The organism is Bradyrhizobium sp. 26S5 (assembly GCF_036923295.1).
Classification (GTDB): domain Bacteria; phylum Pseudomonadota; class Alphaproteobacteria; order Rhizobiales; family Xanthobacteraceae; genus Bradyrhizobium; species Bradyrhizobium septentrionale.
Genome location: NZ_CP145948.1, coordinates 9,300,339 through 9,323,908 on the forward strand (window position 1 = coordinate 9,300,339; position 23,570 = coordinate 9,323,908).

General features: G+C 64.6%; 19 protein-coding genes and 1 pseudogene. 9 read left to right on the top strand and 11 right to left on the bottom strand.

The features are described from left to right. Positions 1–173: 173 nt before the first annotated feature. Positions 174–2,207, bottom strand: a complete 2,034-nt coding sequence (locus V5279_RS43840; protein ID WP_338693387.1) for a methyl-accepting chemotaxis protein — start codon at positions 2,205–2,207, stop codon at positions 174–176. Positions 2,208–2,669: 462 nt separating this feature from the next. Between V5279_RS43840 and V5279_RS43845 the strand changes: the two genes are divergently transcribed. Then, on the top strand, positions 2,670–3,842 hold the full coding sequence (locus tag V5279_RS43845; RefSeq protein WP_414645982.1) for an FIST N-terminal domain-containing protein: 1,173 nt from the start codon (positions 2,670–2,672) through the stop codon (positions 3,840–3,842). Beyond that, positions 3,839–5,212 carry a hybrid sensor histidine kinase/response regulator gene (locus V5279_RS43850; protein ID WP_338693389.1) on the top strand — a complete coding sequence of 458 codons (1,374 nt, stop codon included), beginning with the start codon at positions 3,839–3,841 and terminating at the stop codon, positions 5,210–5,212. The genes V5279_RS43845 and V5279_RS43850 overlap by 4 nt, the downstream gene beginning before the upstream one ends. Here V5279_RS43850 and V5279_RS43855 read toward each other — a convergent pair. The 4 genes from V5279_RS43855 to V5279_RS43870 form a co-directional block, all read right to left on the bottom strand. Beyond that, a complete protein-coding gene (locus tag V5279_RS43855; RefSeq protein ID WP_338693391.1) occupies positions 5,207–5,989 on the bottom strand; it encodes a response regulator transcription factor in 783 nt (260 codons plus the stop codon). The genes V5279_RS43850 and V5279_RS43855 overlap by 6 nt on opposite strands. 81 nt (positions 5,990–6,070) lie before the next feature. Beyond that, the gene (locus tag V5279_RS43860; RefSeq protein ID WP_338693393.1) at positions 6,071–6,751 is read right to left on the bottom strand and encodes a response regulator transcription factor; all 681 of its coding nucleotides are present in this window, start codon (positions 6,749–6,751) and stop codon (positions 6,071–6,073) included. A gap of 138 nt (positions 6,752–6,889) precedes the next feature. Next, a complete protein-coding gene (locus V5279_RS43865; protein WP_338701720.1) occupies positions 6,890–8,092 on the bottom strand; it encodes a c-type cytochrome in 1,203 nt (400 codons plus the stop codon). Between the two features lie 28 nt (positions 8,093–8,120). Beyond that, on the bottom strand, positions 8,121–9,788 hold the full coding sequence (locus V5279_RS43870) for a PQQ-dependent dehydrogenase, methanol/ethanol family (RefSeq protein WP_338693395.1): 1,668 nt from the start codon (positions 9,786–9,788) through the stop codon (positions 8,121–8,123). On the opposite strand from V5279_RS43870, the gene V5279_RS43875 reads away from it, so the two are divergent. The 5 genes from V5279_RS43875 (at position 9,772) to V5279_RS43895 (ending at position 15,331) form a co-directional block, all read left to right on the top strand. Then, the gene (locus tag V5279_RS43875) at positions 9,772–10,107 is read left to right on the top strand and encodes a hypothetical protein (RefSeq protein WP_338693397.1); all 336 of its coding nucleotides are present in this window, start codon (positions 9,772–9,774) and stop codon (positions 10,105–10,107) included. The genes V5279_RS43870 and V5279_RS43875 overlap by 17 nt on opposite strands. A 133-nt stretch (positions 10,108–10,240) precedes the next feature. Beyond that, positions 10,241–10,726, top strand: coding sequence for a (2Fe-2S)-binding protein (locus V5279_RS43880; protein WP_338693399.1), 486 nt, complete (start codon positions 10,241–10,243; stop codon positions 10,724–10,726). 91 nt (positions 10,727–10,817) lie between these two features. After that, positions 10,818–13,157, top strand: a complete 2,340-nt coding sequence (locus V5279_RS43885; protein WP_338693401.1) for a xanthine dehydrogenase family protein molybdopterin-binding subunit — start codon at positions 10,818–10,820, stop codon at positions 13,155–13,157. Positions 13,158–13,170: 13 nt separating this feature from the next. After that, on the top strand, positions 13,171–13,971 hold the full coding sequence (locus tag V5279_RS43890) for a xanthine dehydrogenase family protein subunit M (RefSeq protein ID WP_338693403.1): 801 nt from the start codon (positions 13,171–13,173) through the stop codon (positions 13,969–13,971). Positions 13,972–14,218: 247 nt separating this feature from the next. Then, positions 14,219–15,331, top strand: coding sequence for a CaiB/BaiF CoA-transferase family protein (locus tag V5279_RS43895; RefSeq protein ID WP_338693405.1), 1,113 nt, complete (start codon positions 14,219–14,221; stop codon positions 15,329–15,331). A gap of 195 nt (positions 15,332–15,526) precedes the next feature. Here V5279_RS43895 and hppD read toward each other — a convergent pair whose 3' ends face one another. Beyond that, on the bottom strand, positions 15,527–16,645 hold the full coding sequence (gene hppD, locus V5279_RS43900; RefSeq protein ID WP_166299902.1) for a 4-hydroxyphenylpyruvate dioxygenase: 1,119 nt from the start codon (positions 16,643–16,645) through the stop codon (positions 15,527–15,529). Between the two features lie 122 nt (positions 16,646–16,767). Here hppD and V5279_RS43905 point away from each other — a divergent pair, with 122 nt between their 5' ends. Continuing rightward, complete coding sequence (locus V5279_RS43905) at positions 16,768–17,244, top strand: Lrp/AsnC family transcriptional regulator (RefSeq protein ID WP_166213366.1); 477 nt, start codon at positions 16,768–16,770, stop codon at positions 17,242–17,244. A gap of 84 nt (positions 17,245–17,328) precedes the next feature. Next, positions 17,329–17,642, top strand: a pseudogene (locus V5279_RS43910) (DUF1272 domain-containing protein). Between the two features lie 161 nt (positions 17,643–17,803). On the opposite strand, the gene fahA reads toward V5279_RS43910, so the two are convergent. The 5 genes from fahA to V5279_RS43935 all read right to left on the bottom strand — a co-directional run bounded on the left by fahA (position 17,804) and on the right by V5279_RS43935 (position 23,447). After that, positions 17,804–19,075 carry a fumarylacetoacetase gene (gene fahA, locus V5279_RS43915; RefSeq protein ID WP_338693409.1) on the bottom strand — a complete coding sequence of 424 codons (1,272 nt, stop codon included), beginning with the start codon at positions 19,073–19,075 and terminating at the stop codon, positions 17,804–17,806. Positions 19,076–19,248: 173 nt separating this feature from the next. Continuing rightward, positions 19,249–20,595 (bottom strand): homogentisate 1,2-dioxygenase, encoded by a 1,347-nt coding sequence (gene hmgA, locus V5279_RS43920; RefSeq protein WP_338693411.1) that lies wholly within the window; start codon positions 20,593–20,595, stop codon positions 19,249–19,251. Positions 20,596–20,597: 2 nt separating this feature from the next. Next, positions 20,598–21,554 carry an MBL fold metallo-hydrolase gene (locus V5279_RS43925; RefSeq protein ID WP_338693413.1) on the bottom strand — a complete coding sequence of 319 codons (957 nt, stop codon included), beginning with the start codon at positions 21,552–21,554 and terminating at the stop codon, positions 20,598–20,600. A 27-nt stretch (positions 21,555–21,581) separates the two neighbouring features. Then, positions 21,582–21,809, bottom strand: a complete 228-nt coding sequence (locus tag V5279_RS43930) for a DUF2783 domain-containing protein (RefSeq protein WP_338693415.1) — start codon at positions 21,807–21,809, stop codon at positions 21,582–21,584. A 9-nt stretch (positions 21,810–21,818) separates the two neighbouring features. Continuing rightward, positions 21,819–23,447, bottom strand: a complete 1,629-nt coding sequence (locus V5279_RS43935) for an FAD-dependent oxidoreductase (protein ID WP_338693417.1) — start codon at positions 23,445–23,447, stop codon at positions 21,819–21,821. Positions 23,448–23,570: the final 123 nt, after the last annotated feature.

Sequence of the window (23,570 nt, forward strand, 5' to 3'; positions counted from 1 at the left end):
ACAGCCGTATCACAGAGAACAGTTGGAGCGGGATCGGTTTTGTCGTCCCGGCGAAGGCCGGGACCCGCGGCCATGGCAATGGGCGCGCGGCGAATTGCACGTACAACAATAATGAGTGGTGGTTATGGGTCCCGGCCTGCGCCGGGACGACGATAATTGATAGGCCAGCGCGCTTACGCCGCGCGGATATTCGCCATGAAACGGTCGAGCTCCTCGCGCAGCCGCGAGCTTTCGACCGACAGCGAGCGTGCCGAGTTCAGCACCTCTTCGGAGGCCGCTCCCGTCTCGGTGGCGCCGCGGTTGACCTGGGTGACGCTCGATGCGGTTTCCTGGGTGCCCTGTGCGACGTTCTGCACGCTGCGCGCGATCTCCTGCGTTGCCGCGCTCTGCTGCTCGACCGAGCTCGCGATGTTGGTCGCGATCCCGGAGATCTGCCCGATGGTGCCGCCGATCTCCTTGATCGCGACGACGGATTCCTGCGTCGCGGCCTGCATGCCCGCGATGTGGCTGGAGATCTCGTCGGTGGCCCTGGCGGTCTGGCTCGCCAGCGATTTCACCTCGGAGGCGACCACCGCGAAGCCGCGGCCCGCATCGCCCGCGCGGGCGGCCTCGATGGTGGCGTTCAGCGCCAGCAAATTGGTCTGCTCGGCGATCGCCGTGATCAGCTTGACCACGTCGCCGATCTCCTGCGCGGCACGCGAGAGCTTGCCTATCCGCGCATCGGTCTGCTCGGCCTGACGCACGGCGGAATCGGCGATCTGGCTGGATTCCTTGGCGCGGCGGCCGATCTCGTCGACGGATGCGGACAATTCCTCGGTCGCCGAAGCCACCGACTGCATGTTGCTGGAGGCCTCCTCGGAGGAGCCGGCGACCTGGCTGGACAGGTTCTGCGTGGTCTCCGCAGTCCGGGTCAGCGTGCCAGCGGCCGACTCGAGCTGCACGGCGGAAGCCGACACGTTGGAAACGATCGCGCCGACGGCGGATTCGAATTCGTCGGCAAAACGAATCAGCTCGGTGCGCCGCGCCGCGGCGCTCGCCTTGTTCTGCGCTTCCTGGGTCGCGGCATCGCGCTCGGCCTTGGCGACCGCCTGAACCTTGAATTCCTCCACGGCGCCGGCCATCTCGCCGAGCTCGTCACGGCGGCCGAGGCCGGGCAGCACGACATCGAAATTGCCCGCCGCAAGTTCGCGCATCGCCGCACACATCGCCGCGATCGGCCGCGAAATGCCCTTGCCGAGCAGGAACGCCCAGACCAGCCCGAGCACGAAGCTGCCGGCGGCGAGCATCAGGATCAGCTGCTCGGTGTCGCCGATCATCGTGTGCGATTCACTTTCAAGCCGCTTCTGGTCGGCAAATAGATCGGACTTCATCGCCGCCGCGCCCTGGCTGATCGCGGCCGCGGATTCCGTCATCTCGACGGTCAATTCGTCGATCGCCTTCGCATTGGCGATCAGCTTGGCGAGCGCCTCGCGATATTCTTCGAGCAGCGCAGTGATTTCCTTCACCCCTTGGGTGATCCGCTCGTTCTGCGAGGTGATCCCCTTCACCAGATTGTCGGCGAATTTCAGCCGGGCCAGCGCGCTGGAGGCGACGGTCTTGTCGCCGTTGACGACGAAGGTGTTGACCGCCCCGGTGATCGACTGCAGTTGGTCGGCCACCTTCTTGGCGCCGAACTGGATCGACTGCAGCTCGGAATCATCGGCATTGCTCGGGAGGTCGTCGAGCTTGTAGCGCATCGAGGTGGCGCTGCGGACCAGCCTGTTCTGCGCGGTCTGCGCGCTCTCGTCCTTGATCCGGACGATCTCGGCAAAGATCTTGGTGAAGGCGCGGAATTCACGCTCCAGCTTGGTGATCTGGTCGAGCCGGGCCGGGTTGGTGGTGCCCTTCATCGACGCCATGATGGCGTCCTTCAGGCTGGCTTCGGCGGCGAGCGCCGCTTTGGCGTCGTCCTCCTTGCCGGTCGCGACGTAGTAGCGTGCCAGCGAGCGGTAGGAGATCAGTTCGCGGTCGATGTTGCGGGCGAGATCGGCTTCCGCGACGCTCTGGCGATAGGAGCCGACGCCGGCGGAGACCCGCTCGAAGCCCATATAGGCGAAGCCCATGGTGGCGGCCGAGAGCGCCAGCGTGACGGCAAAGCCGAGCATGATCTTGGCGCGGAATCTGAGGGTTGGGAACCTGATCGAGAGCGATCGCTTGAGTCCCGGCATTCCACCCCCCGTCTTCATTCTGAAAACCACGCGGGGTCCGGCAGCAACCCGCCCCAGACCCCGGAGGGCAAAACTAAGGCAGAATCGATAAGGCCCGGTAAATGGGCAACAAGTTCGCCTGAATCGGCACGCTACTACCTTGGTCGGGCCAGGAGGGTGGGCTTGGTGATTGACGCGCGGGACCGGCCCGATAGTTTAGAACCGATCAAACCTGTCCCTGCCCGGGCCAGGAGAACACATCGGGAGGTGTCCCATGTCATCGCGTCGACCGGCGCCGTTGGCGCTTGCGGCGAGCGAAGCTGCCGGCAAAGTCCGGCCAATGACATTCCCCCTCACGACCTAGAATTTATCGGCGGGCCTGACCGCAACCAATCGCGGCATGGCCCGTATGCCCTTACGACCCGCGCTGCCTCAACCGGCCGCGCCAAGAAAAACAAAAAATTCTGCTCAGGGAGAACGCCTTTGGCGAAGGAGAACGGCAGCGCCACCGACAGCATTGTCGTGGTGCAGGCAAAGACCGACGGGCCGCTGCAAGCAGCCGACGAGATCGCGCGCCAATTGGCGTCAGCTGATCTCGCGATGCTCGTGGTGTTCGTGTCGCCGTTCTATGACCCTCAGGAATTCATTGCCGAACTGTCCCGCCGGATGCCCGACGTTCCGATCTTCGGCTGCACCACAGCCGGCGAATTGTCGCCCGGTGGCTGGGACGAGGACAGCGTCGTCGCGATGGGCTTCAACGCAGCCGATTTCGTCATCGCGGCGCGGCCGCTGTTCGACCTCGCGACCTTCAGGGTCGATCATGGCCGCTCGATCTGCACCGAGTTGCAGAACGAATTCGCGCAGCGCACCGAGCACTGCGACCACACCGAGGATTCCTTCGGGCTGCTCTTCATCGACGGCATGTGCCAGCGCGAAGAGACCATTATGTCGGCGATCTATGCAGCGCTCGGCGACATTCCGGTGGTCGGCGGCTCGGCCGGCGACGGTCTGCGCTTCGAGAAGTCCTGGGTATTCCATGGCGGCGAGGCCCATACCGACGCCGCCGTCCTGATCCTGATCCGGACCCGGCTGCCGTTCCGCCTGTTCAAGTGCGACCATTTCGAGCCGACCTCGACCAAGATGGTGGTGACCGAGGCTGATACCGAGCACCGTATCGTCAAGGAATTGAATGCCGAGCCGGCCGCGCTGGAATATTCCCGCGCCGTCGGCCTCAGCGACAGCAAGCTCGAATTGTTCTCCTTCGCCGCGCATCCGGTCCTGGTCCGCGTCGGCGGCGCCTATTACGCGCGGTCGATCCAGCGCACCAATCCGGACGGATCGCTGCAATTCTTCTGCGCCATCGACGAGGGCATGGTGCTGACGGTGGCGCGCGAGCGCGATCCGATCGACGTGACCAGCCGCCTGCTCGAGGAGCTGACCGAGGATCTTGGCGAGGTTTCGATGTTCATCGGCTTCGAATGCGTGCTGCGCCGGCTCGATGTCGAGCAGCGCCAGCTGTCGCGAGAGATGTCGGAGCTCTATCGCCGCAACAAAGTGATTGGCTTTCAGACCTATGGCGAGCAGTATCGCTCCATGCATGTCAACCAGACGCTGACCGGCATCGCCATCGGCAAGCGGGCTGTCGCGCCGCAATGACCGACACCAAGACCACGCGAATTGCGACGCTCGAACGCGAGGCCGAGAAGCTGCGCAAGATCAACGCGGCGCTGATGTCGCGCGTCGAACGCTCGACCGATCAGCAGCTCAACGCGTTCTCGCTGTTCGAGACCGCGATTGCGCTCGATCAGCAGGTCCGCGACCGCACCAAGCAGCTCAAGCAGGCGCTGCAATCGCTGGAAAAGACCAATGGACGCCTGCTGCAGGCCAAGCAGCAGGCCGAGGCGGCAAGCTCGCTGAAATCATCGGTGCTGATTTCGGTGACGCACGACCTGCTGCAGCCGCTGAACGCGGCAAGGCTGACGCTGTCTGCGCTGACCGAAATGGCGCCCGAGCCCAAGAGCGTCGCGCTGACCGACCAGATCGACCGTTCGCTGGCGACGCTCGAGGACATGCTGCGGACGCTGCTCGACATCTCGAAGCTCGATGCGGGCGTGCTCCGGCCCGAGTTCGGCCCGGTCGCGATCGCCTCGCTGTTCGAGCCGCTGGAGCAGGAATTCGTGGCGACCGCCGCCAAGCGCAACCTCGGCTTCAAGATCATGCCGTCATCCGCGGTGGTGCGCTCCGATCCGCTGATGCTGCGCCGGATCCTGCAGAACCTTGTGGCCAACGCGCTGCGCTACACCCAGCGCGGCACCGTGCTGATGGGATGCCGTCTCAAGGGCGAGGATATCTGCATCGAGGTGCACGACACCGGGCCGGGCATCCCGGAAGCCCAGCGCGAGGCCATCTTCGTCGAGTTTCAGCGCGGCGAAGCCAGTGCCGGCGACAAGGCGGGTATCGGGCTCGGCCTTTCGATCGTGCGGCGGTTTGCCGACCTGCTCGGCCATGACATCAGGCTGAACTCGCGCGCCGGCAAGGGCTCGGTGTTCTCGGTCACCGTGCCGCGCACCCTCGATCCGGTTGCGATCCCGGTGCGCGAGCAGGCCAGCGTCGACTATCGCTATGGCGGCATGGAGGGCGCAAAAATCCTGCTGATCGAGAACGACCTCTCGAGCGCCGAGGGTCTCGCCCACCTGCTGGAGAAATGGGGCTGCGACGTCGCGGTGACGATCTCCAAGACCGAGGCGCTGGAGCGCATCCACGCGCTCGACGGCATTCCCGACGCCATCATCGCCGATCTGCACCTCGACAATGGCGAGACCGGCATCCAGGCCGTCGACGTGATCCGCGGCGAGATCAACGCCAAGGTTCCGGCGATCATCGTGACCGCCGACTACTCGGCCAAGGCCGCCTCCGACGTGTCGGCCTACGGCCATGAGCTGTTGAAGAAGCCGATCAAGCCCGCCGAGATGCGCTCGCTGCTGTCGTTCCTGCTGGCGGCGGAACAGTCAGCCGCGCGGCTATGAGGAGGCGCCGCGTGACGGCGACGCCGTCACCGGCGCGTGGTCGTGCTTGCCGAAGTCGAGCTTCGACATCGCGATGATCGCCTCGGTCCGGCTTCGCACGCCGAGCTTCCGCAGGATCTCCGAGACATGCACCTTCACGGTGGTCACCGAGATATCGAGCTCATAGGCAATGTGCTTGTTCTGCAGCCCGCGGCAGATCATGTCCAGCACGCGAAGCTGCTGCGCGGTGAACTGGCCGAGATGCTGCATCAGTTCGCGCGTCTCGGCCTGGCCCTTCCGCGCGGCGGCGGTGTCGCGGAAGCGGGTTGGCAGGCACACCGCGCCTTCGAGGATGCCGCGCAACAGCCGCGCCAGCTCGACCTTCGGCGTCGACTTCGGGATGAAGCCGGAAATGCCGAGCGAGATCGCCCCGCCGATGATCCGGGAATCGTCATGCGCCGACACGATCACCAGCGCACTGCGCGGCGCTGCGGCACGCACCCGGTAGGCGCCGAGCAGGCCCGTGGTCCCGGGCATCGACAGATCGAGCAGGATCAAATCGAGGCCGTCGCGCGCGGCAATCACATCCAGCGCACCGTCGATCGAGGTCGCCTGCAGCACCTCGGCATCGGGAAACTCGGCCCCGATCACGCCGATCAGGGCGGCACGGAACAGCGGGTGATCCTCGACGATCAGCAGTCGAGGGGCACCCGCCTTGCCGAGCGGCGGCTCGTCCGCTAGGGGCGCGGTCGTGGTCAATGCTGCGCCGTCCTCCCTCGGATCGCTGATGACAGCCATTGTGCGCACGAGGTTATCCCAAAGCCGACCGGCAGCCTATAGGGGCGACCTTCAATGCGCGTGCCTCGCAGTGCAGCAAGCCTAGGGCGCCTTCTCCGCCTTCGTGCCCACGCAGGTGTCGGGGACGGGAAGCGGGATCTTGCCGAGCTCGATGATCGCCTTGTTGCGGCTGAACAGCTTCAGCTTGCGCAGGATCTCGGTCACATGCGCCTTCACGGTGGATTCCGCGAGCTTGAGCTCGGAGGCGATCTCGCGGTTCTGCAGGCCGCGGATGATCAGATGCAGCACACGGATTTGCTGCGGCGTCAGCTTCTGGATCCGCTCGCGCAGCGTCCGCGCCGTCTCGGATTGGTCCAGCGCGCCGACCGCGACGAAATCCCGCGGCGCCGAGACCGACCCGCTCAGCACCCGCGCGATCGCCTGCGAGAGCTCGCCGAGCGAGGTCGACTTCGGCAGATAGCCGACCGCGCCCATCTCCAGGGCCTCGCGGATGGTGTGCTTGTCCTCCTCGCTCGAGACGATGGCGATCGGCAGCCGCGGATAGCGATCCCGAATCTTCTGGAAGCCCGAGAAGCCGACCACATCGGGCAACAGCAGATCGAGCAGCGCCAGATCGATATTCGGCTCGCTGGCGAGGATGCCGAGCGCCCCCTTGATCGAGGTCGCCTCATAGATTCGGGCATCCGGGTGCGAGATGCGGATGGCATTGCCAAGCGCCTCGCCAAACAGAGGGTGATCGTCGATGATCAGGAACCCCATCATGAGGACCCTCGCACTGCTAGAGCCATTTCCGTTCCGATTACATCGGAACGGGGCTCTCGATTCATGTTCTGACGCGTTTTCTTCACGCGAACCGGTATCCACTTCGCTCGAAAACGCTCCAATCGCCGATGGCCGCGGCTAGTTCGATCCGCCGGTATCCTGCACGCTCTGCAGATAGGCATATACGTTTCTGAGCTCGTCGTCGCTGAAGACATCCTTCCAGGCCGGCATGCCCTTGGCTGGCCGCCCGTCATGGACCGTCTTCCAGTAGGTCGATTCCATGTCGTCAGCATAGCGCTTCTTCAGCAGCCTGAGATCGATCTTCCGCTCGGCCTGCACCGCGTCCGGGCCATGGCAATGGGCGCAGGTGCCGTTGAAGACCTCCCGCCCCGCCATGGCATCCCCCTTGGCATCCCCGGTCGCCGCCGCGGTCTGAACCGGTTTCTCGGGCGCGACCGCCTGCCCGACCGTGACGGGTTCGCCTGCCCCGACGGACGACGTCGTCGCCGGGGCCGCCTGGCCGAACTTCACCGGCGCGCCGTTCGGCACACCATATTTGGCGAACAGGGCGGAAATGTCCGCCCGCAGCGACGGAAGCACGGCGTCGACTTCATCGCGCAGGGCGCCGGACGCCTTGGCGAAGCCGATCGCGGTCGCCCACAGCAAGCCGTCGCCCTCGGTCGACACGATCTGATACTTGTCACCATAGTTGGTCTTGTTCAGCCAGCCCGCCACCGGCGCCCAGATGAAGGCGATGTCCACCTTGCCCTGATCGAGCGCCGCCATGCCCTCCTCGGGGCTCAGCACGGTGACCTTCTGGATCTCGTCACGCAGCGCCAGCAGGTTCTGCGGCGTCGACTGATACTGCACCGCAACCCGCAATCCCTTGAGGTCGTCGACGCCGGCAAGCTTGCGATCTTTGGCGCCGACCAGCGCATAGCCTTCATGGGCGATCGGCTTCGAGAAGATCACGGCCGGACCCATGAAATCGTCGATCAGCGGCAGGCCGACCATGGCGTCGCACTGCTTGCTGAGCAGCGTCTCCCGCACGGTGCGCTTGCCGAAATAGGACTTGTACCAATTGGTGCTCACCGTGCGGCCGAGCCTTTGCGCCACCGCCTGGCCGATCTCGAGATAGAGGCCGGGCTTGCCCGGATCGTCGCTCGAGAACGGCAGGTTGGTCGGGTCGGCGCAGAGCCGCAGCGGCGGCTTGGCCTCGTCCGCGCCGGCCGACAGGGCCGGCGCGAGCAGCGCGGTGGAGAGCAGCACGGCCCGGATCGCCCTTCCCAACTGGGCGCCGCGCGCACATTTGGACACTTCGTTCCGGTTGATGCAGGACACGGACAATGCTGCCTCCTTGGACGATGCATTACTGCAGGGCGAACACGAACAGCGAGCCGCCTTCGGGCGCCGCGGCAACCATCTTCTTGCCGATGTCACCGAGGAAGGCCGGCAGCGCCGCGGTGCGTCCGACCACGATCGCGACATACTGCTTGCCGTCGACCGAATAGGTCACCGGACCGGCGCCGATGCCGCTGCCGAGGTTCTTGCTCCACACGACCTTGCCGTTCTTGGCATCGATAGCGCGGAAGTCACCGTGCAGATTGCCGGAGAAGACGAGATTGCCGCCCGTCGTCAGCGTGCCGCCGTTGAAGGGCAGGTCTTCCTTGATGCCCCACACCTTCTTGTTGGCGACGGGATCCCAGGCCACCAGCTCGCCGAGGAAGCCGCCGGGGCCTTCCTTGGTCGGGAATTCGGCGCCGAGATAGAACACGCCACGCTTGTAGTTCACGTCGCTGACCGACCAGTCCATGCAGACATTGTTGGTCGGGATATAGACCAAGCCAGTCTCCGGGTTGAACGACATCGGCTGCCAGTTCTTGCCGCCGATCAGGTTCGGGCAGATGTCCTTGGCGGGATGGCCGGGGCCCGGACGCTTGTCCGGATCCTCTTCCGCCCGCATCGTGTTGATGTCCCACTTCTTGGCCCAGTTGGCGAAGACATACTTCTCGGCCGAGATCATCTTGCCGGTTTCGCGGTTGGCCACGAAGAAGAAGCCGTTGCGGTCCGCCTTCATCAGAACGGGCGTTTCACTGCCCTTGATCTTCAGGTCGGCGAGCAGCAGCTCGTTGACGCCGTCATAGTCCCAGGCGTCGGCCGGCGTGCCCTGGATGTGCCACTTGATCTTGCCGGTGTTGGGATCGATCGCCAGCGTCGAGGCGGTGTAGAGGTTGGTCAGCTTGCCGAAATTGCCGTCGCCGGTGGAGCGCACCGCGGTATTCCACGGTCCCGGATTGCTGGTACCCCAGTAGACCGTGTCGGACTTGGCGTCGTAGGAGCCGACCAGCCAGGCGGCGCCGCCGCCATGCAGCCCGGTGTCGCCCTTCCAGGTGTCGCTGCCGGGTTCGCCGGGCGCCGGCACCGTGTAGGTCTGCCAGAGCAGCTTGCCGTCCTTGAGCGAGAACGCCTGCAACGAGCCGCGGACGCCGTATTCGCCGCCGCCGAATCCGGTGATCACCTTGTCGCGAACCACGAGCGGCGGCGAGGTGATGACCGAGCCCTGCTTGTAGTCGACCACCGTCGAGGTCCAGAGCTCCTTGCCGGTCTCGGCGTCGAGCGCGGTCAGCTTGCCGTCGAGCCGGCCGACAAAAATCTTGCCGTCGGCGTAGGACACGCCGCGGCTGTTGACGTCGCAGCAGGCGTATTGAAGCACGTCATCGGGAATATCGGGCTGCCAGGTCCATTTGCGCGCGCCGGTCGCTGCATCGATCGCATAGACGTATTTCGGACCCCACGAGGTCGACACGTACAGTGTCCTGCCGATCACGACCGGCGAAGACTCGTTGGATCGCAGCGAAGCCAGCGACAGCGAGTAGACCAGCTGCAGCTTGCCGGCATTCTCGGAATTGATCTGCTTCAGCGGGCTGAAGCGCGTATTGCCGTAGTCGTGGCCTGCGATCGCCCATCCGTTGGGATCGGACGCCGCCTTCACGACGGAATCATTGGCTCTCGACGCACCAATGCCTGCCATCACCATGGCGACCAGTGACACACCGGCAAAGAAAATCCCGCTCCTCAGCTTCATTGGCTTCCTCCAATATGGTTTCGTTGCCGCGATGGATGCATCGCGCGCGCGGATCGCTACCCAATTTCATGAACCAGCGATCTCTGTCGCTGCGTCGGCGATGAAAATGACAGCAACGCTTTTGCGCCGTTATAGGCGGAAGGTAGTAGCAATCACGGCGACGATTTTCGGCACGTTGCGAGCACCGTCAGCCTGCCGAGAATCGCTTGCGCCGCAGCGCAATTTGATCGCGCCGGAGCACGTCGCTGCCAGCTTGCAAATTGCTCATTGAACGGCCGCCTGCTAGGATCGGAAACACAGCCCGGCGCCTTCATGACAGGGCCGCGACTACGACTTTGATCGCGGTTACGCCCCACATGAAGCGTGATCTACTGGGCCCATAACGAAGCTATTGGGAGAAACGCGTGTCTACAGTCAAATTGACGGTAAACGGCAAGGCGGTCTCGGTCGACGTTGAGGACCGAACCCTCCTCGTGCACCTCTTGCGCGAAAATCTGAACCTCACCGGCACCCATGTCGGCTGCGATACCAGCCAGTGCGGCGCCTGCGTCGTCCATGTCGATGGACGGGCGGTCAAATCCTGCACCATGCTGGCCGGCCAGGCCGCGGGCTCCAACGTCACCACGATCGAAGGCCTCGCCAAGGGCGACGAACTGCACCCGATGCAGGCGGCGTTCCGCGACAATCACGGCCTGCAGTGCGGCTATTGCACCCCCGGCATGATCATGTCCGCGGTCGATATCGTGCACCGCCATGGTGGCAAGCTCGACGAGGAAACGGTTCGCCACGAGCTAGAAGGCAACATCTGCCGCTGCACCGGCTACCACAACATCGTCAAGTCGGTGCTCGATGCAGCCGGCCGCATGAAGGTCGCGCAGGCCGCCGAATAGCCGGCCCACGCAGCACACACGATCAAGCTCATCACCGCCAGTCTCGATGGAAACGGCGGCAAAACGAATCTCCGGTCGGGAGGACCAGACCATGGGTGTTGAAGGTATTGGCGCACGCGTCGTGCGCAAGGAAGATCGCCGGTTCATTACCGGCCAGGGTCGTTACGTCGACGACGTCAAGATGGTGGGCATGAGCTACGCTCACTTCATCCGCAGCCCGCATGCACATGCCAAGGTCAAGGGCATCGATTCAACCGAGGCCATGAAGATGCCCGGCGTGATCGCGGTGCTGACCGGGCAACAGATCGTCGACGACAAGGTCGGCAATCTGATCTGCGGCTGGGCAATCACCTCGAAGGACGGTTCGCCGATGAAAATGGGCGCGTGGCCGGCGATGGCGCCGGAGACCGTGCGCTTTGTCGGACAGGCGGTCGCGGTCGTGATCGCCGAGACCAAGAACCAGGCCAAAGACGCCGCCGAAGCTGTCGTCGTCAATTATGAAGAGCTTCCCGCCGCAGCCGACATCAAGGCCGCGATCAAGCCGGGCGCACCCCAACTGCATCCCGAAGCCCCCGGCAATATCATCTATGACTGGCACATCGGTGACGAAGCCGCGGTCGGCGACGCCTTCAGCAAGGCGGCCAATGTGGTGACGCTGGAACTCACCAACAACCGCCTGGTGCCGAACGCGATGGAGCCCCGCGCGGCGGTCGCGCATTACGATCAGGCCGAAGAGCACTACACGCTCTACACCACGTCCCAGAACCCGCACGTCGCCCGCCTCGTGCTGTCGGCGTTCTACAACATCGCACCGGAACACAAGCTGCGCGTGATCGCCCCCGACGTCGGCGGCGGCTTCGGCTCCAAGATCTACATCTATCCGGAAGAAATGGTGGCGCTGTGGGCCTCGAAGAAGGTCAACCGCCCGGTGAAGTGGACCGGCGACCGCTCCGAAGCCTTCCTCACCGACGCGCATGGCCGCGACCATGTCTCGAAGGCAGAGATGGCGTTCGACAAGGACAACAAGATCCTTGGCCTGCGGGTGAAGACCCATGCCAATTTCGGCGCCTATATGTCGCTGTTCTCTTCGGCGGTCCCGACCTATCTCTACGCGACGCTGCTGTCGGGCCAGTATGTGATTCCGGCGATTTACGCTGAGGTGATCGCCGTCTACACCAATACCACACCGGTCGACGCCTATCGCGGCGCAGGCCGCCCCGAGGCGAGCTTTCTGGTCGAGCGGATGATGGAGACTGCGGCGCGGCAGTTGAAGGTCGATCCGACCGAGTTGCGCAAGAAGAACTTCATCACCACGTTCCCGTATCAGACGCCCGTCATCATGGCGTATGACATCGGCGACTTCCACGCCTCGATCGATGCCGCAATGAAGGCGATCGACTATGCCGGCTTCCCGGCCCGCAAGGCCAAGGCGAAAGCCAGTGGCAAGCTGCGCGGCATCGGCGTCTCCTGCTACATCGAGGCCTGCGGCATCGCGCCGTCAAAGGCGGTCGGCAGTCTCGGCGCCGGCGTCGGTCTCTGGGAATCGGCGGAAATCCGCGTCAATCCGGTCGGCACCATCGAGGTGCTCACCGGCTCGCACAGCCACGGCCAGGGCCACGAAACGACGTTCGCGCAGTTGATTTCAGAACGCCTGGGCGTTCCGATCAGCCAGGTCTCGATCGTCCATGGCGACACCGACAAGGTGCAGTTCGGCATGGGCACCTACGGCTCGCGCTCGCTCGCGGTCGGCGGTACGGCGATCGTGAAGGCGATGGAGAAGGTCGAGGCCAAAGCCAAGAAGATCGCGGCGCATGCGCTCGAGGCGTCCGAGAGCGACATCGTGATCGAGAATGGCGAGTTCAAGGTCACCGGCACCGACAAGTCGATCGCGCTGCCGATGGTCGCACTCGCCGCCTACACCGCGCACAATCTGCCTGACGGCATGGAGCCCGGCCTGAAGGAGACGGCGTTCTACGACCCGACCAACTTCACCTTCCCGGCCGGCGCCTATATCTGCGAGCTCGAGGTCGATCCGGGCACCGGCAAGACCTCCTTCGTCGACTTCGTCGCAGCCGACGACTTCGGCCGGCTGATCAACCCGATGATCGTCGAAGGCCAGGTCCATGGCGGCCTCGCACAGGGCATCGGCCAGGCGCTGCTCGAAGGCGCGGTCTATGACGACACCGGTCAGCTCGTGACCGCGTCGTTCATGGATTACACCATGCCGCGCGCCGACGACCTGCCGTCGTTCCAGCTCTCCCACACCACGACGCTGTGTCCGGGCAACCCGCTCGGCGTCAAGGGCTGCGGCGAAGCCGGCGCGATCGGCGCCTCGGCTGCCGTGATCAACGCGATCACGGACGCCATCGGCAACAACAAGCTTGAAATGCCGGCGACGCCCGATCGCGTCTGGCACGCCATCCACGGTTGAGGGAGGAAGAGCCATGTACGAGACAAATTATCACCGCGCTTCCTCGGTCGCTGACGCCGCAGCCACGTTCGCCAAGGGCACGGAATCAAAATTCCTTGCCGGCGGACAAACCCTGCTCCCCGTGATGAAGCAGCGTCTCGCCGCCCCTTCCGACGTGATCGACCTCTCCAAGGTGCAGGAGATGATCGGCATCGAGGTTTCGGGCGACACTGTCACCATTAAGGCCGCGACGCCGCATTACGACGTGGCGCAGAGCGACGCCGTGCAGAAGGCGATCCCCGCGCTCGCCAATCTGGCGTCGATGATCGGCGATCCCGCCGTGCGCTATCGCGGCACGATCGGCGGCTCGCTCGCCAACAACGACCCGGCGGCGGATTATCCGGCGGCGGTGCTGGCGCTCGGCGCGACGGTCAAGACCAACAAGCGGTCGATATCGGCGGAAGACTTCTTCAAGGGCCTGTTCACGACGGCGCTCGAGGATGGCGAGATCATTACCGCGGTGTCGTTCCCGGTCCCGGCCAAGGCCGGCTATGCCAAGTTTCCGAACCCGGCCTCGCGCTTTGCGCTGACCGGCGTGTTCGTCGCCAAGACCAAGTCGGGTGACGTCCGGGCCACGGCAACCGGTGCGTCGCAAAGCGGCGTCATGCGTGTGGCGCCGATCGAGCAGGCGCTGAAGGCGAACTGGGCGGCCTCGGCGCTCGACAGCGTCAAGATCCCGGCGAACGGACTGCTCGCCGACATCCACGGGTCGGCAGACTATCGCGCGAACCTGATCAAGGTGATGGGACAGCGGGCAGTGACCGCGGCCGGTTGATAGCGCCTAAACACAAGTCTGCAACGGCGCGCAGCGATGCGCGCCGTTCGCGTTTGCCGGCGCTCCGTTTTACCGGCGCCCGGCGGCAAAAGACGCTTGCCACATCCCGCATTAGGCGAGACAATTTAGCTAATCAGCTAATTAAAAATACCGTCCCACGGACGGCTGGGAGAATGCATGAACTGCGGCACCAAGCCCGCCGCAACAGCTCAGCCGCTTAACGCCCCACAACCAACGGAACAGCAACGTGCTCGATAAACCTGCCTCCCAGACCGCCGCTCGCGCCTCGGGCCCGCTCGCCGGCTTCCGAATCGTCGAATTCGCCGGCATCGGCCCCGGCCCGTTTGCCTGCATGCTGCTCGCCGACATGGGCGCCGAGGTCATCACGCTCGACCGGGTCGGCGCGGGCAAGAATTTGAAGGCGGTGGCCACCCGCGGCCGCAAGGTGATCGAGCTCGATCTGAAGAACAAGGCCGCCATCGCCGAAGCGCTCGACCTGCTCGGCCATGCCGACGCGCTGATCGAAGGCTTCCGCCCCGGCGTGATGGAGCGCCTCGGCCTCGGTCCCGATGTCGTGCTCGCGCGCAATCCAAAGCTGGTCTATGGCCGCATGACCGGCTGGGGCCAGGAAGGCCCGCTGGCGAACGCCGCCGGCCACGACATCAACTACATCTCGATAACAGGCGCGCTGGCTGCGATCGGCACCAAGGAGAAGCCGGTGCCGCCGCTCAACCTGGTCGGCGATTTCGGCGGCGGCGCGCTCTACCTCGTGGTCGGCGTGCTCGCGGCACTGCTGGAAGCGCAGAAGTCCGGCAAGGGCCAGGTGGTCGATACCGCGATGTGCGACGGCGCGGCGTCGCTGATGTCGATGTTCTACGACATGGCCGCGCAGGGCCGCTGGAGCGGCGGCCGCGACCAGAATTTCCTCGACGGCGGCGCGCATTTCTACGGCGTCTACGAATGCTCCTGCGGCAACTTCATCTCGATCGGCTCGATCGAGCCGCAGTTCTACGCGCTGCTGCGCAAGCATGCCGATCTCTCCGACGCCGACTTCGACGCCCAGATGGACCGCAAGGCCTGGCCGGCGCTAAAGGAGAAGCTGGAAAAGGTGTTCAAGAGCAAATCGCGCGCCGACTGGTGCACGATCATGGAAGGCACCGACATCTGCTTCGCGCCGATCCTGACCATGGAGGAAGCCCCGAAGCATCCGCACATGGCGGCGCGCCAGGTTTTCGTCGAGCGCCACGGCGTCACCCAGCCCGCCCCCGCGCCGCGCTTCTCGCGCACGCCGTCCGCAATCCGCGAGCCGGAATTGGCGAGCATTGGGGATGTGACGGCGGCCTGGAAGGCGGGGAAATAATCTCGCTGTCGTCCCGGACAAGCGAGCGTAGCGAGCGCGGATCCGGGACCCATAACCCCGGAACGTCGTTGTGGCGCACGACCGCTCCGCGGGACTGCCATCCGGCATACGCGATCAATTCCGCGGCATGGGTCCCGGCATGCGCCGGGACGACACCTGTTGGCTGTGCGCTAGCGTGGCACGCTAACGCTGTACCTACGCGGCGTGATCGACCTTCAGCACGCCGCGGCGGATCTGGTCTTCCTCGATCGACTCGAACAGCGCCTTGAAGTTGCCTTCGCCGAATCCGTCGTCGCCCTTGCGCTGGATGAATTCGAAGAAGATCGGCCCAATCGCGTTCGCCGAGAAGATCTGCAGCAGCACCTTGGTCTGGCCGCCTTCGACCACGCCCTCGCCGTCGATCAGGATGCCGTTGGTCTTTAGCCGCGCGAGGTCCTCGCCATGTTTCGGCAGGCGGGCGTCGATCCGCTCGAAATAGGTCTCGGGCGGCGACGGCATGAACGGCAAGCCGGACGAACGCAGCGTCTCGACCGTCGCATGGATATCGCGCGCGCCGCAGGCGATGTGCTGGATGCCCTCGCCGCGGTAGACGTTGAGATACTCCTCGATCTGCCCGGAATCGCCGGCGTCCTCGTTGATCGGAATCCGGATCTTGCCGTCCGGGCTGGTCAGCGCGCGGGAGAACAGGCCGGACGCGCGGCCCTCGATGTCGAAGAAGCGGATCTGGCGGAAGTTGAACAGCTTGGCATAGAAGCCGGTCCAGACATCCATGCGGCCGCGATGGACGTTGTGGGTGAGATGATCGACATAATAGAGACCGGAGCCCGCGGGGCGCGGGTTGGCGGCCCCTAACCATTCGAACTCGGCATCATAGGCCGAGCCCTTGGCGCCGTAGCGATCGACGAAATAGAGCAGGCTGCCACCGATGCCCTTGATCGCGGGCACATCGAGCGTCTTCTCTGCGGATGAAACATCCGCCGGCTCCGCGCCGAGCGTAATCGCGCGCTCATAGGCCTGCTTCGCATCGACCACGCGGAACGCCATCGACGGCGCGCAGGGGCCGTGCGCGGCGACGAAGTTGAAGCCGTGGGTGCCCGGCTCCTCATTGACGAGATAGTTGATGTCGCCCTGGCGATAGACCGTGATCCTCTTGGTCCGGTGGCGAGCCACCGCGACAAAGCCCATCAGCTTGAACAGGGCGTGCAGCTCGCCGGGAATGGGGTGGGCATATTCGACGAACTCGAAGCCGTCGGTGCCCATCGGATTGTCGGCGCTGATCTCGGCCGGCGGCGCATCGTGCGGAAACGGACCCATGACGGTACTCCCTGATTTTTCTGGAGATCAGTTTCCGTCATCTGCTGTGCAACGTGCGTGCAAAATGACCTTCGTTTTGCTAGGATCGCGCACGATCTGTGCATGAATTGGACATTTCACGCATGCCTGAAGTCGACGCCTTCGACCTCAAAATGCTCGCCGCGCTGCAAGATGACGGCCGGCTGACCAACCAGCAGCTCGCCGACCTGGTCGGGCTCTCAGCCTCGCAATGCTCGCGGCGCCGGATGCGGCTGGAGGAGGAGAAGGTCATCGCTGGCTACCATGCCGACCTCGCCGGCGAGGCGCTCGGCTTCGGCCTGATCGCCTTCATCCACATCACGCTCGCGACCCATTCGCCCGACAATGCCAAGCGGTTTCGCGAGCTGGTCAACCGCGTCGACGACATCCAGGAGGCCTACGCGCTGACCGGCGATGCCGACTACGTGCTCAAGGTGATGCTGCGCGACCTGAAGAGCCTGTCCGACATCGTCAACAACGTGCTGATGCCGCACCAGAGCGTCGCGCATGTGCGCTCCTCGATCGTGCTCGACCGGTTGAAGGAGAGCACGAAGCTGCCGCTCAAATCGCTACAGACGTGATGGCGCAAATCGAGGGAAATACGCCGTTCGCTTCTGTGGCGCGACTTGCGATTATTCCTTCAAAATTGAGCAAGAGAGACGATCATGGCGCTGCAGCTGCGACCGAACTGCGAATATTGCGACAAGGACTTGCCGCCGAGCGCTGTGGACGCGCGGATCTGCTCCTATGAATGCACGTTCTGTGCGGACTGTGCCGAGACCAAGCTCGGCAATGTCTGCCCGAACTGCGGCGGCGGTTTTTTGCGCCGCGGCCGATCCGCCCCGCCAAGCCGTGGCGGCCAGGCGTTTGCACGGTGAACCAGCCGCCGTCGGACAAGCGGGTGCACCTGAAATACAGCCTCGAGGATGTCGCGGAGAATACTTCACGGTTGAGGGATATCAGGCCCGAGGAGCGGTAAGGCTTACTCCGCTGCCTGGCTCCCTCCCCCTAAAAGGGGGAGGGCGGGGTGGGGGTCAAGCCGCGGGCGCTGGCATTAGTGGAGAGAGCGGATCCCCACCCGGTTTGCTGCGCAAACCGACCTCCCCTTTTCAAGGGGAGGTGAAGAAGCGCCCGCGCGAGTTACTCCGCCGCGACGATCGTTCCCTCGACCTCGCCAAAGCCGACGCGATAGCCGTCGCCCTGGCACCAGCCGCGCATGACAAGCGAATCGCCGTTTTCGAGGAACGAGCGCGTGACGCCGCTGGCGAGTTCGACCGGCTCGGTGCCGTTCCAGCTGATTTCCAAGAGACTGCCGCGCTGATGCTTTTCGGGGCCGGAGATCGTGCCGCTGCCTAGGAGATCGCCGACATTCATCGCGCAGCCGCTGGAGGCATGATGCACCAGCTGCTGCACCGACGACCAGTACATGTATTTGAAGTTGGTGCTGCAGATCGTCTTCGCCTCGTTCATGGCGCCGGCGCGCAGCGCGACGTCGAGCTGCATGTCGTAGTTATTCGGCTGGGTCTGCTTCAGGTAAGCCAGCGGCTCCGGCTGCTGTGCCGGGCCCTGCATGCGGAACGGCTCCAGCGCCTCGCGCGTCACCACCCACGGGCTGATCGAGGTCGCGAACGCCTTGGCCTGGAACGGCCCGAGCGGCACATACTCCCATTGCTGAATGTCGCGCGCGCTCCAGTCGTTGAGGATGACGAAGCCGAAGATCATCTCCTCGGCCTGCTTCTCGGTCAGCATCTCGCCCATCGGCGATGCCTGCCCGACCACCACGCCCATCTCCAGCTCGAAGTCGAGCCGCTTGCACGCGCCGAAGCTCGGCACCTCAGCGGTCGGCGGCTTCAGCTGGCCGCGAGGGCGCCGGACCTTCGTGCCACTCACCACCACCGTCGAGGCGCGGCCGTTGTAGCCGATCGGTATGTGCAGCCAGTTGGGCTGCAGCGCATTGTCCTTGCCGCGGAACATGACGCCGACATTGGTGGCGTGCTCCTTCGACGAATAGAAATCGGTGTAGCCCGAGACGGCAAACGGCATGTACAGCCTGACGTCGGCCATCGGCACCAGCGCCCGCGCCCGCAACTCCCTGTTGTCGCGCAGCTCCGGATGGTCCGAGCGCAACAGCTCGCTGATCCGCGCCCGGGTCGCCGACCACACCTTTGGCCCGAGCGCCATGAAGGCGTTGAGCGAGGGCTGCGAGAACACGCCGAGCGGCCCGACATCGAGCCGGGAATCCTGCTCGAGCTCCCAGAGGTCGAGCACGAAGTCGCCGATCGCGACACCGACGCGCGGCGCGAGGCCGTCCTTCGACGAGAACACGCCGTAAGGCAGGTTCTGGATCGGGAAGTCCGAGGTGGGTGCGACGTCGATGAAGGAGCGGAGTTTTGGGTCGTTGGGGTGGGGCATCGCTTAGGCTCGTCCTTTCTTCCTTCTCCCCTTGTGGGAGAAGGTGGCGAAATCGACCGGAGGGAGATTGCGCCGGATGAGGGGTTTGTATCCGCGGAGACAGACCCCTCACCCGTCTCGAATTCGCTGCGCTCATTCGAGCCACCCTCTCCCACAAGGGGAGAGGGCAAGCATCACGGCTTGTTCGGGTCGAACTTCTTCTCCAACCCCTTCCAGCAATCCGAGTAATCATCCTGCAGCGTCGCCGACGTCGCGGCGTGCTGCGTCACGCGCTGCGGGAAGCGGGTTTCGAACATGAAGGCCATCGTGCCGGTCAGCTTCACCGGCTTCAACTCGCCGTTGCTGGCGTGTTCGAAGGCTTCGCGGTCGGGGCCGTGCGGCAGCATCATGTTATGCAGGCTAATGCCGCCGGGCACGAAGCCTTGCGGCTTGGCGTCGTAGACGCCGTAGATCAGGCCCATGAACTCGGACATGATGTTCATGTGGTACCACGGCGGGCGGAAGGTGTTGTCGGCCACCATCCAGCGCTCCGGGAAGATCACGAAGTCGATATTCGCGGTGCCCGCAGTCTCCGACGGCGAGGTCAGCACCGTGAAGATCGAGGGATCGGGATGATCGAACGCGATCGCGCCGACCGGCGAGAAGGTGCGCAGGTCGTATTTGTAGGGCGCGTAATTGCCGTGCCAGGCGACCACGTCGATCGGCGAATGCGGCAGCGTGGTCTTGAACAGCGCGCCGCCCCACTTCACGTAGAGCTCGGTCGGCGTGTCCTTGTCCTCGTAGCTCGCGACCGGCGTCAGGAAGTCGCGTGAATTGGCCAGGCAGTTGGCGCCGATCGGGCCGCGCTCCGGCAGCGTGAACGCGCCGCCGTAATTCTCGCAGAGATAGCCGCGTGCCGGGCCATTGGGAATCTCGACGCGGAATTTCACGCCGCGCGGGATCACCACGATCTCGCCCGGCTCGGCATCGATGCGGCCGAATTCGGTGACGAGGCGCAGATTGCCCTGCTGCAGCACGAACATCATCTCGCCATCGGCATTGTAGAAATGCTGATCGACCATCGATTTGGTGATGAGGTAGATGTGCGCCGCCATGCCGGCCTGGGTGTTGGCATCGCCTGCCGTGGTCATGGTCTGCACGCCTTGCAGGAAGGTCATGTCCTCCTTCGGGATCGGCGCCGGATCCCAACGCAGTTGCGCGATCGGCATGTCGTATTCGTGGCACGGCGCGGTGCGCCACAGCCCGGCATCAGCCTTGGCGAAGCGGCCGGAATGCCGCACCGACGGGCGGATACGGTACAGCCAGGAGCGCTCATTGGTGCCGCGCGGCGCCGTGAACGGCGAGCCGGACAGTTGCTCGGCATAGAGCCCGTAGGCGCAGCGCTGCGGCGAGTTGCGCCCCATCGGCAGCGCGCCGGGCAATGCCTCGGTCTCAAAACTGTTGCCGAAGCCGGACATGTAGCCCGGCGTCACTTGCCCCGAGCTGCGAACGATCTGATCAGGCGAGGTATTGATGTTCATTTCTATCCTCCTCCTTGCAGGGCGGCCCACATTTCCTGGTCGCGTTTGTCGGTCCAGATCACGGGATCGTCGATCCCGGATGCCTCGTCATAGGCGCGCGAAACGTTGAACGGCAGGCAGTGCTCATAGATCGCAAACTTCGAGAATTTCGGATCCATCACCTCGCGCGTCGCGGCCATGGATTCCTTCAGCGTGCGGCCCTTGGCGACGGACGATTCGGCGGCGCCATACAGCGTGGTGACGAAATCGCGGGTCATCGCAATCGCATCGCGTCCGGTCTCAAGGCCCTTCAGCGCGTCGCCGCGGCCCGGCGCGATCGCCTTCGGATTGAAGGCGCGGATCTCGTTCAAGGTCATCGGCCATTCGCGCAGATGCGCATCGCCGCAATAGCAGGCCGAGTGGTATTCGATCAGGTCGCCGGAGAACATCACCTCGGCGTCCGGCACCCAGGCGACGATGTCCCCCGAAGTGTGGCCGGCGCCGAGCTGCATCAGCCGCACCTCGCGCTTGCCGAGATAGATCGACATCTCGCCTTCGAAGGTCAGCGTCGGCCAGGTCAGGCCGGGAATGCTCGCGGCATCCTGGAACAGCCGCGGAAAGCGGCCGTATTCGGAATCCCAATCCTGCTGGCCGCGCTCCTGGATCAGCCGGTAGGTCTCCTGCGAGGCCACGATGCCCTGCGCGTGATAGGCCGACGCGCCGAGCACGCGCACCGCGTGATAATGCGACAGCACGACATATTTGATCGGCTTGTCGGTCACGGTCTTGACCCGCTCGATCACCTTGTTGGCCATCGCCGGCGTTGCCTGCGCGTCGAACACCAGGCAGCCGTCCTCGCCAACAATGACGGCGGTGTTGGGATCGCCCTCGGCGGTGAAAGCGTAGAGATCGGTGCCGATCTCCGAGAAGGTGACCTTCTTTTCCGCGAGATCCGTGGTCGATGCAAAACCTTTGGCCATCAGTTCAATCCTGTCCGTTTGATCAGTCTATTGTTGTTGCTGTTGTTGCTGCTGGCTCGCGTCCAGCATCCGCCGCTTCGCCAGCGCGATCGCTTCATGCAGCACGTCGAGATCGCCGATATGGTTGGCGAGCACCAGAACCAGCGCGGCATCGAGATCGGCGCTCTGCGCCTCGGTGAGGCCGCGATGCGCCTCGACGATGGCGCGAAAGGCGTCATCGGGCTTTGTGAAATTCGAACTGGTCGACAGCGCCATGACCGCTCCTCAGTTCAGGCCGGCGGCGCGCGCCAGCGCCGCATCGAGCGCCGGCCGCGCCGCGTTGCGGAAGCGCGCCGCGACGTAGCCGTCCGGGCGCAGCAGATAGGCGGTGCCGGGCTCGGCATCGTAGCGCTTGCCGGCGAGGCCCTGCGTGTCGACAAGGCCGCCCTCACCGCCGATCCGGATGCTGCCGACGCCATCGGGGACATCGGCTGCCGCGCCATTGCCAAACTCCAGCAGCGTGAAACGCGTTCCCTGCCTGATGAAAACGTCGGTCAGATAGGTGGAACCGCCGCCCTGCTCGGTCACCGGCGCGTCCAGCATCGAGGCGCCCGGCCGCGGACCGCCGCGCCAGTCGTCGCGATCGCCGCTCGACAGCGGCGTGTCATAGACCGACGGCACCGACAGCCGGCCGCCATTGACCATGCGCTTGCCGAACTCGGTATCCTCTGCGAGCGACAGCACCGCCTGGCGCAGCCGCGCCTCCTGTTTCGTCGCCGGCGCCATGAAATCGGTCGAGCGGGTCGACTCACGGATGTTCTCGTCCGCCGCCGCGCTGCGCTCGATATGATAGCTCTCCAGCAAGCGTTCCGACGAAAGCCGGCGCAGCACGCGGTCGAGCTTCCACGCCAGATTCTCGGCGTCCTCGAGCCCGGAATTGGCGCCGCGCGCGCCGAACGGCGAGACCTGGTGTGCGGAATCGCCGGCGAAGATCACCCGCCCGTGGATGAATTTTGCCATCCGACGGCACTGGAACTTGTAGAGCGAGATCCATTCGAACTCGAACTTGTCATGCCCCAGCATGCGCTCGATCCGCGGCCGGACATTCTCGGGCTGCTTCTCGGCCACCGGATCGGCATCCGGATTGAGCTGGAGATCGATCCGCCAGATGTCGTCGGGCTGCTTGTGCAGCAGCGCCGAACGTCCGGCATGGAACGGCGGATCGAACCAGAACCAGCGCTCGGTCGGGAACGCCGCGGTCATCTTGACGTCGGCGATCAGGAACTGGTCCTCGAACACCTGCCCCGTAAAGTCCGCACCGACCATCTGCCGCAGCGCGGAGCGGGCGCCGTCGCAGGCGACGACGAAGGAAGCATGAACCTGGTACGAGCCTTCAGGAGTGGCGATGGTCAGCGCGACGCCATCATTGCGGCTCTCCAGCGCGATCACCTTGTTGCGCCAGCGCAGATCGATCCCAGGCAGCTGCTCGACCCGGTCGACCAGATAGGCCTCGGCGTAGAACTGCTGCAGGTTGATGAAGGCGGGCCGCTTGTGCCCCTCTTCGGGAAGCAGGTTGAATTGATAAAGCTGCGAGGCGCCGTGAAAGATCTTGCCGACGCTCCACACCACGCCCTTCGCGACCATGCGGTCGCCGACGCCGAGGCGGTCCCAGAACTCCAGCGAGCGCTTCGAGAAGCAGATCGCGCGCGAGCCTTCGCCGATCCGGTCGGCATCGTCGAGCAGCACCACGCGCTGGCCGCGCTGCGCGAGGTCGATCGCGAGCGACAGCCCCACCGGTCCGGCACCGACCACGACGACGGGATGCTCTGCGATGTTGGCGCCCGACCGCTCCTGGTCGGGGTGGCGGCGATAGCCGAACTGGGTTTTGGCCTGTGCCGTATTGGCGTTTGCCATTGTATGACCCTGGATGTTCCCTTGCGCCGCGGCCCTTGGCTGCGGTTCTGTGTGACTGGCTTGCGACCAGGACCTTGCGGGTCGGCCGCGACCTTGCTAAATTAGTCTCACTTGCAACTATCT

Coding starts and splice junctions, on each gene's coding strand:
- V5279_RS43850 (WP_338693389.1), top strand. CDS start 3,839: ATGACCGACACCAAGACCACGCGAATTGCGACGCTCGAACGCGAGGCC.
- V5279_RS43840 (WP_338693387.1), bottom strand. CDS start 2,207: ATGCCGGGACTCAAGCGATCGCTCTCGATCAGGTTCCCAACCCTCAGA.
- V5279_RS43925 (WP_338693413.1), bottom strand. CDS start 21,554: ATGGCCAAAGGTTTTGCATCGACCACGGATCTCGCGGAAAAGAAGGTC.
- V5279_RS43890 (WP_338693403.1), top strand. CDS start 13,171: ATGTACGAGACAAATTATCACCGCGCTTCCTCGGTCGCTGACGCCGCA.
- V5279_RS43935 (WP_338693417.1), bottom strand. CDS start 23,447: ATGGCAAACGCCAATACGGCACAGGCCAAAACCCAGTTCGGCTATCGC.
- hppD (WP_166299902.1), bottom strand. CDS start 16,645: ATGGGTCCGTTTCCGCACGATGCGCCGCCGGCCGAGATCAGCGCCGAC.
- V5279_RS43875 (WP_338693397.1), top strand. CDS start 9,772: ATGCCTGCCATCACCATGGCGACCAGTGACACACCGGCAAAGAAAATC.
- V5279_RS43905 (WP_166213366.1), top strand. CDS start 16,768: ATGCCTGAAGTCGACGCCTTCGACCTCAAAATGCTCGCCGCGCTGCAA.
- V5279_RS43885 (WP_338693401.1), top strand. CDS start 10,818: ATGGGTGTTGAAGGTATTGGCGCACGCGTCGTGCGCAAGGAAGATCGC.
- hmgA (WP_338693411.1), bottom strand. CDS start 20,595: ATGAACATCAATACCTCGCCTGATCAGATCGTTCGCAGCTCGGGGCAA.
- V5279_RS43930 (WP_338693415.1), bottom strand. CDS start 21,809: ATGGCGCTGTCGACCAGTTCGAATTTCACAAAGCCCGATGACGCCTTT.
- V5279_RS43860 (WP_338693393.1), bottom strand. CDS start 6,751: ATGATGGGGTTCCTGATCATCGACGATCACCCTCTGTTTGGCGAGGCG.
- V5279_RS43870 (WP_338693395.1), bottom strand. CDS start 9,788: ATGGTGATGGCAGGCATTGGTGCGTCGAGAGCCAATGATTCCGTCGTG.
- V5279_RS43855 (WP_338693391.1), bottom strand. CDS start 5,989: ATGGCTGTCATCAGCGATCCGAGGGAGGACGGCGCAGCATTGACCACG.
- fahA (WP_338693409.1), bottom strand. CDS start 19,075: ATGCCCCACCCCAACGACCCAAAACTCCGCTCCTTCATCGACGTCGCA.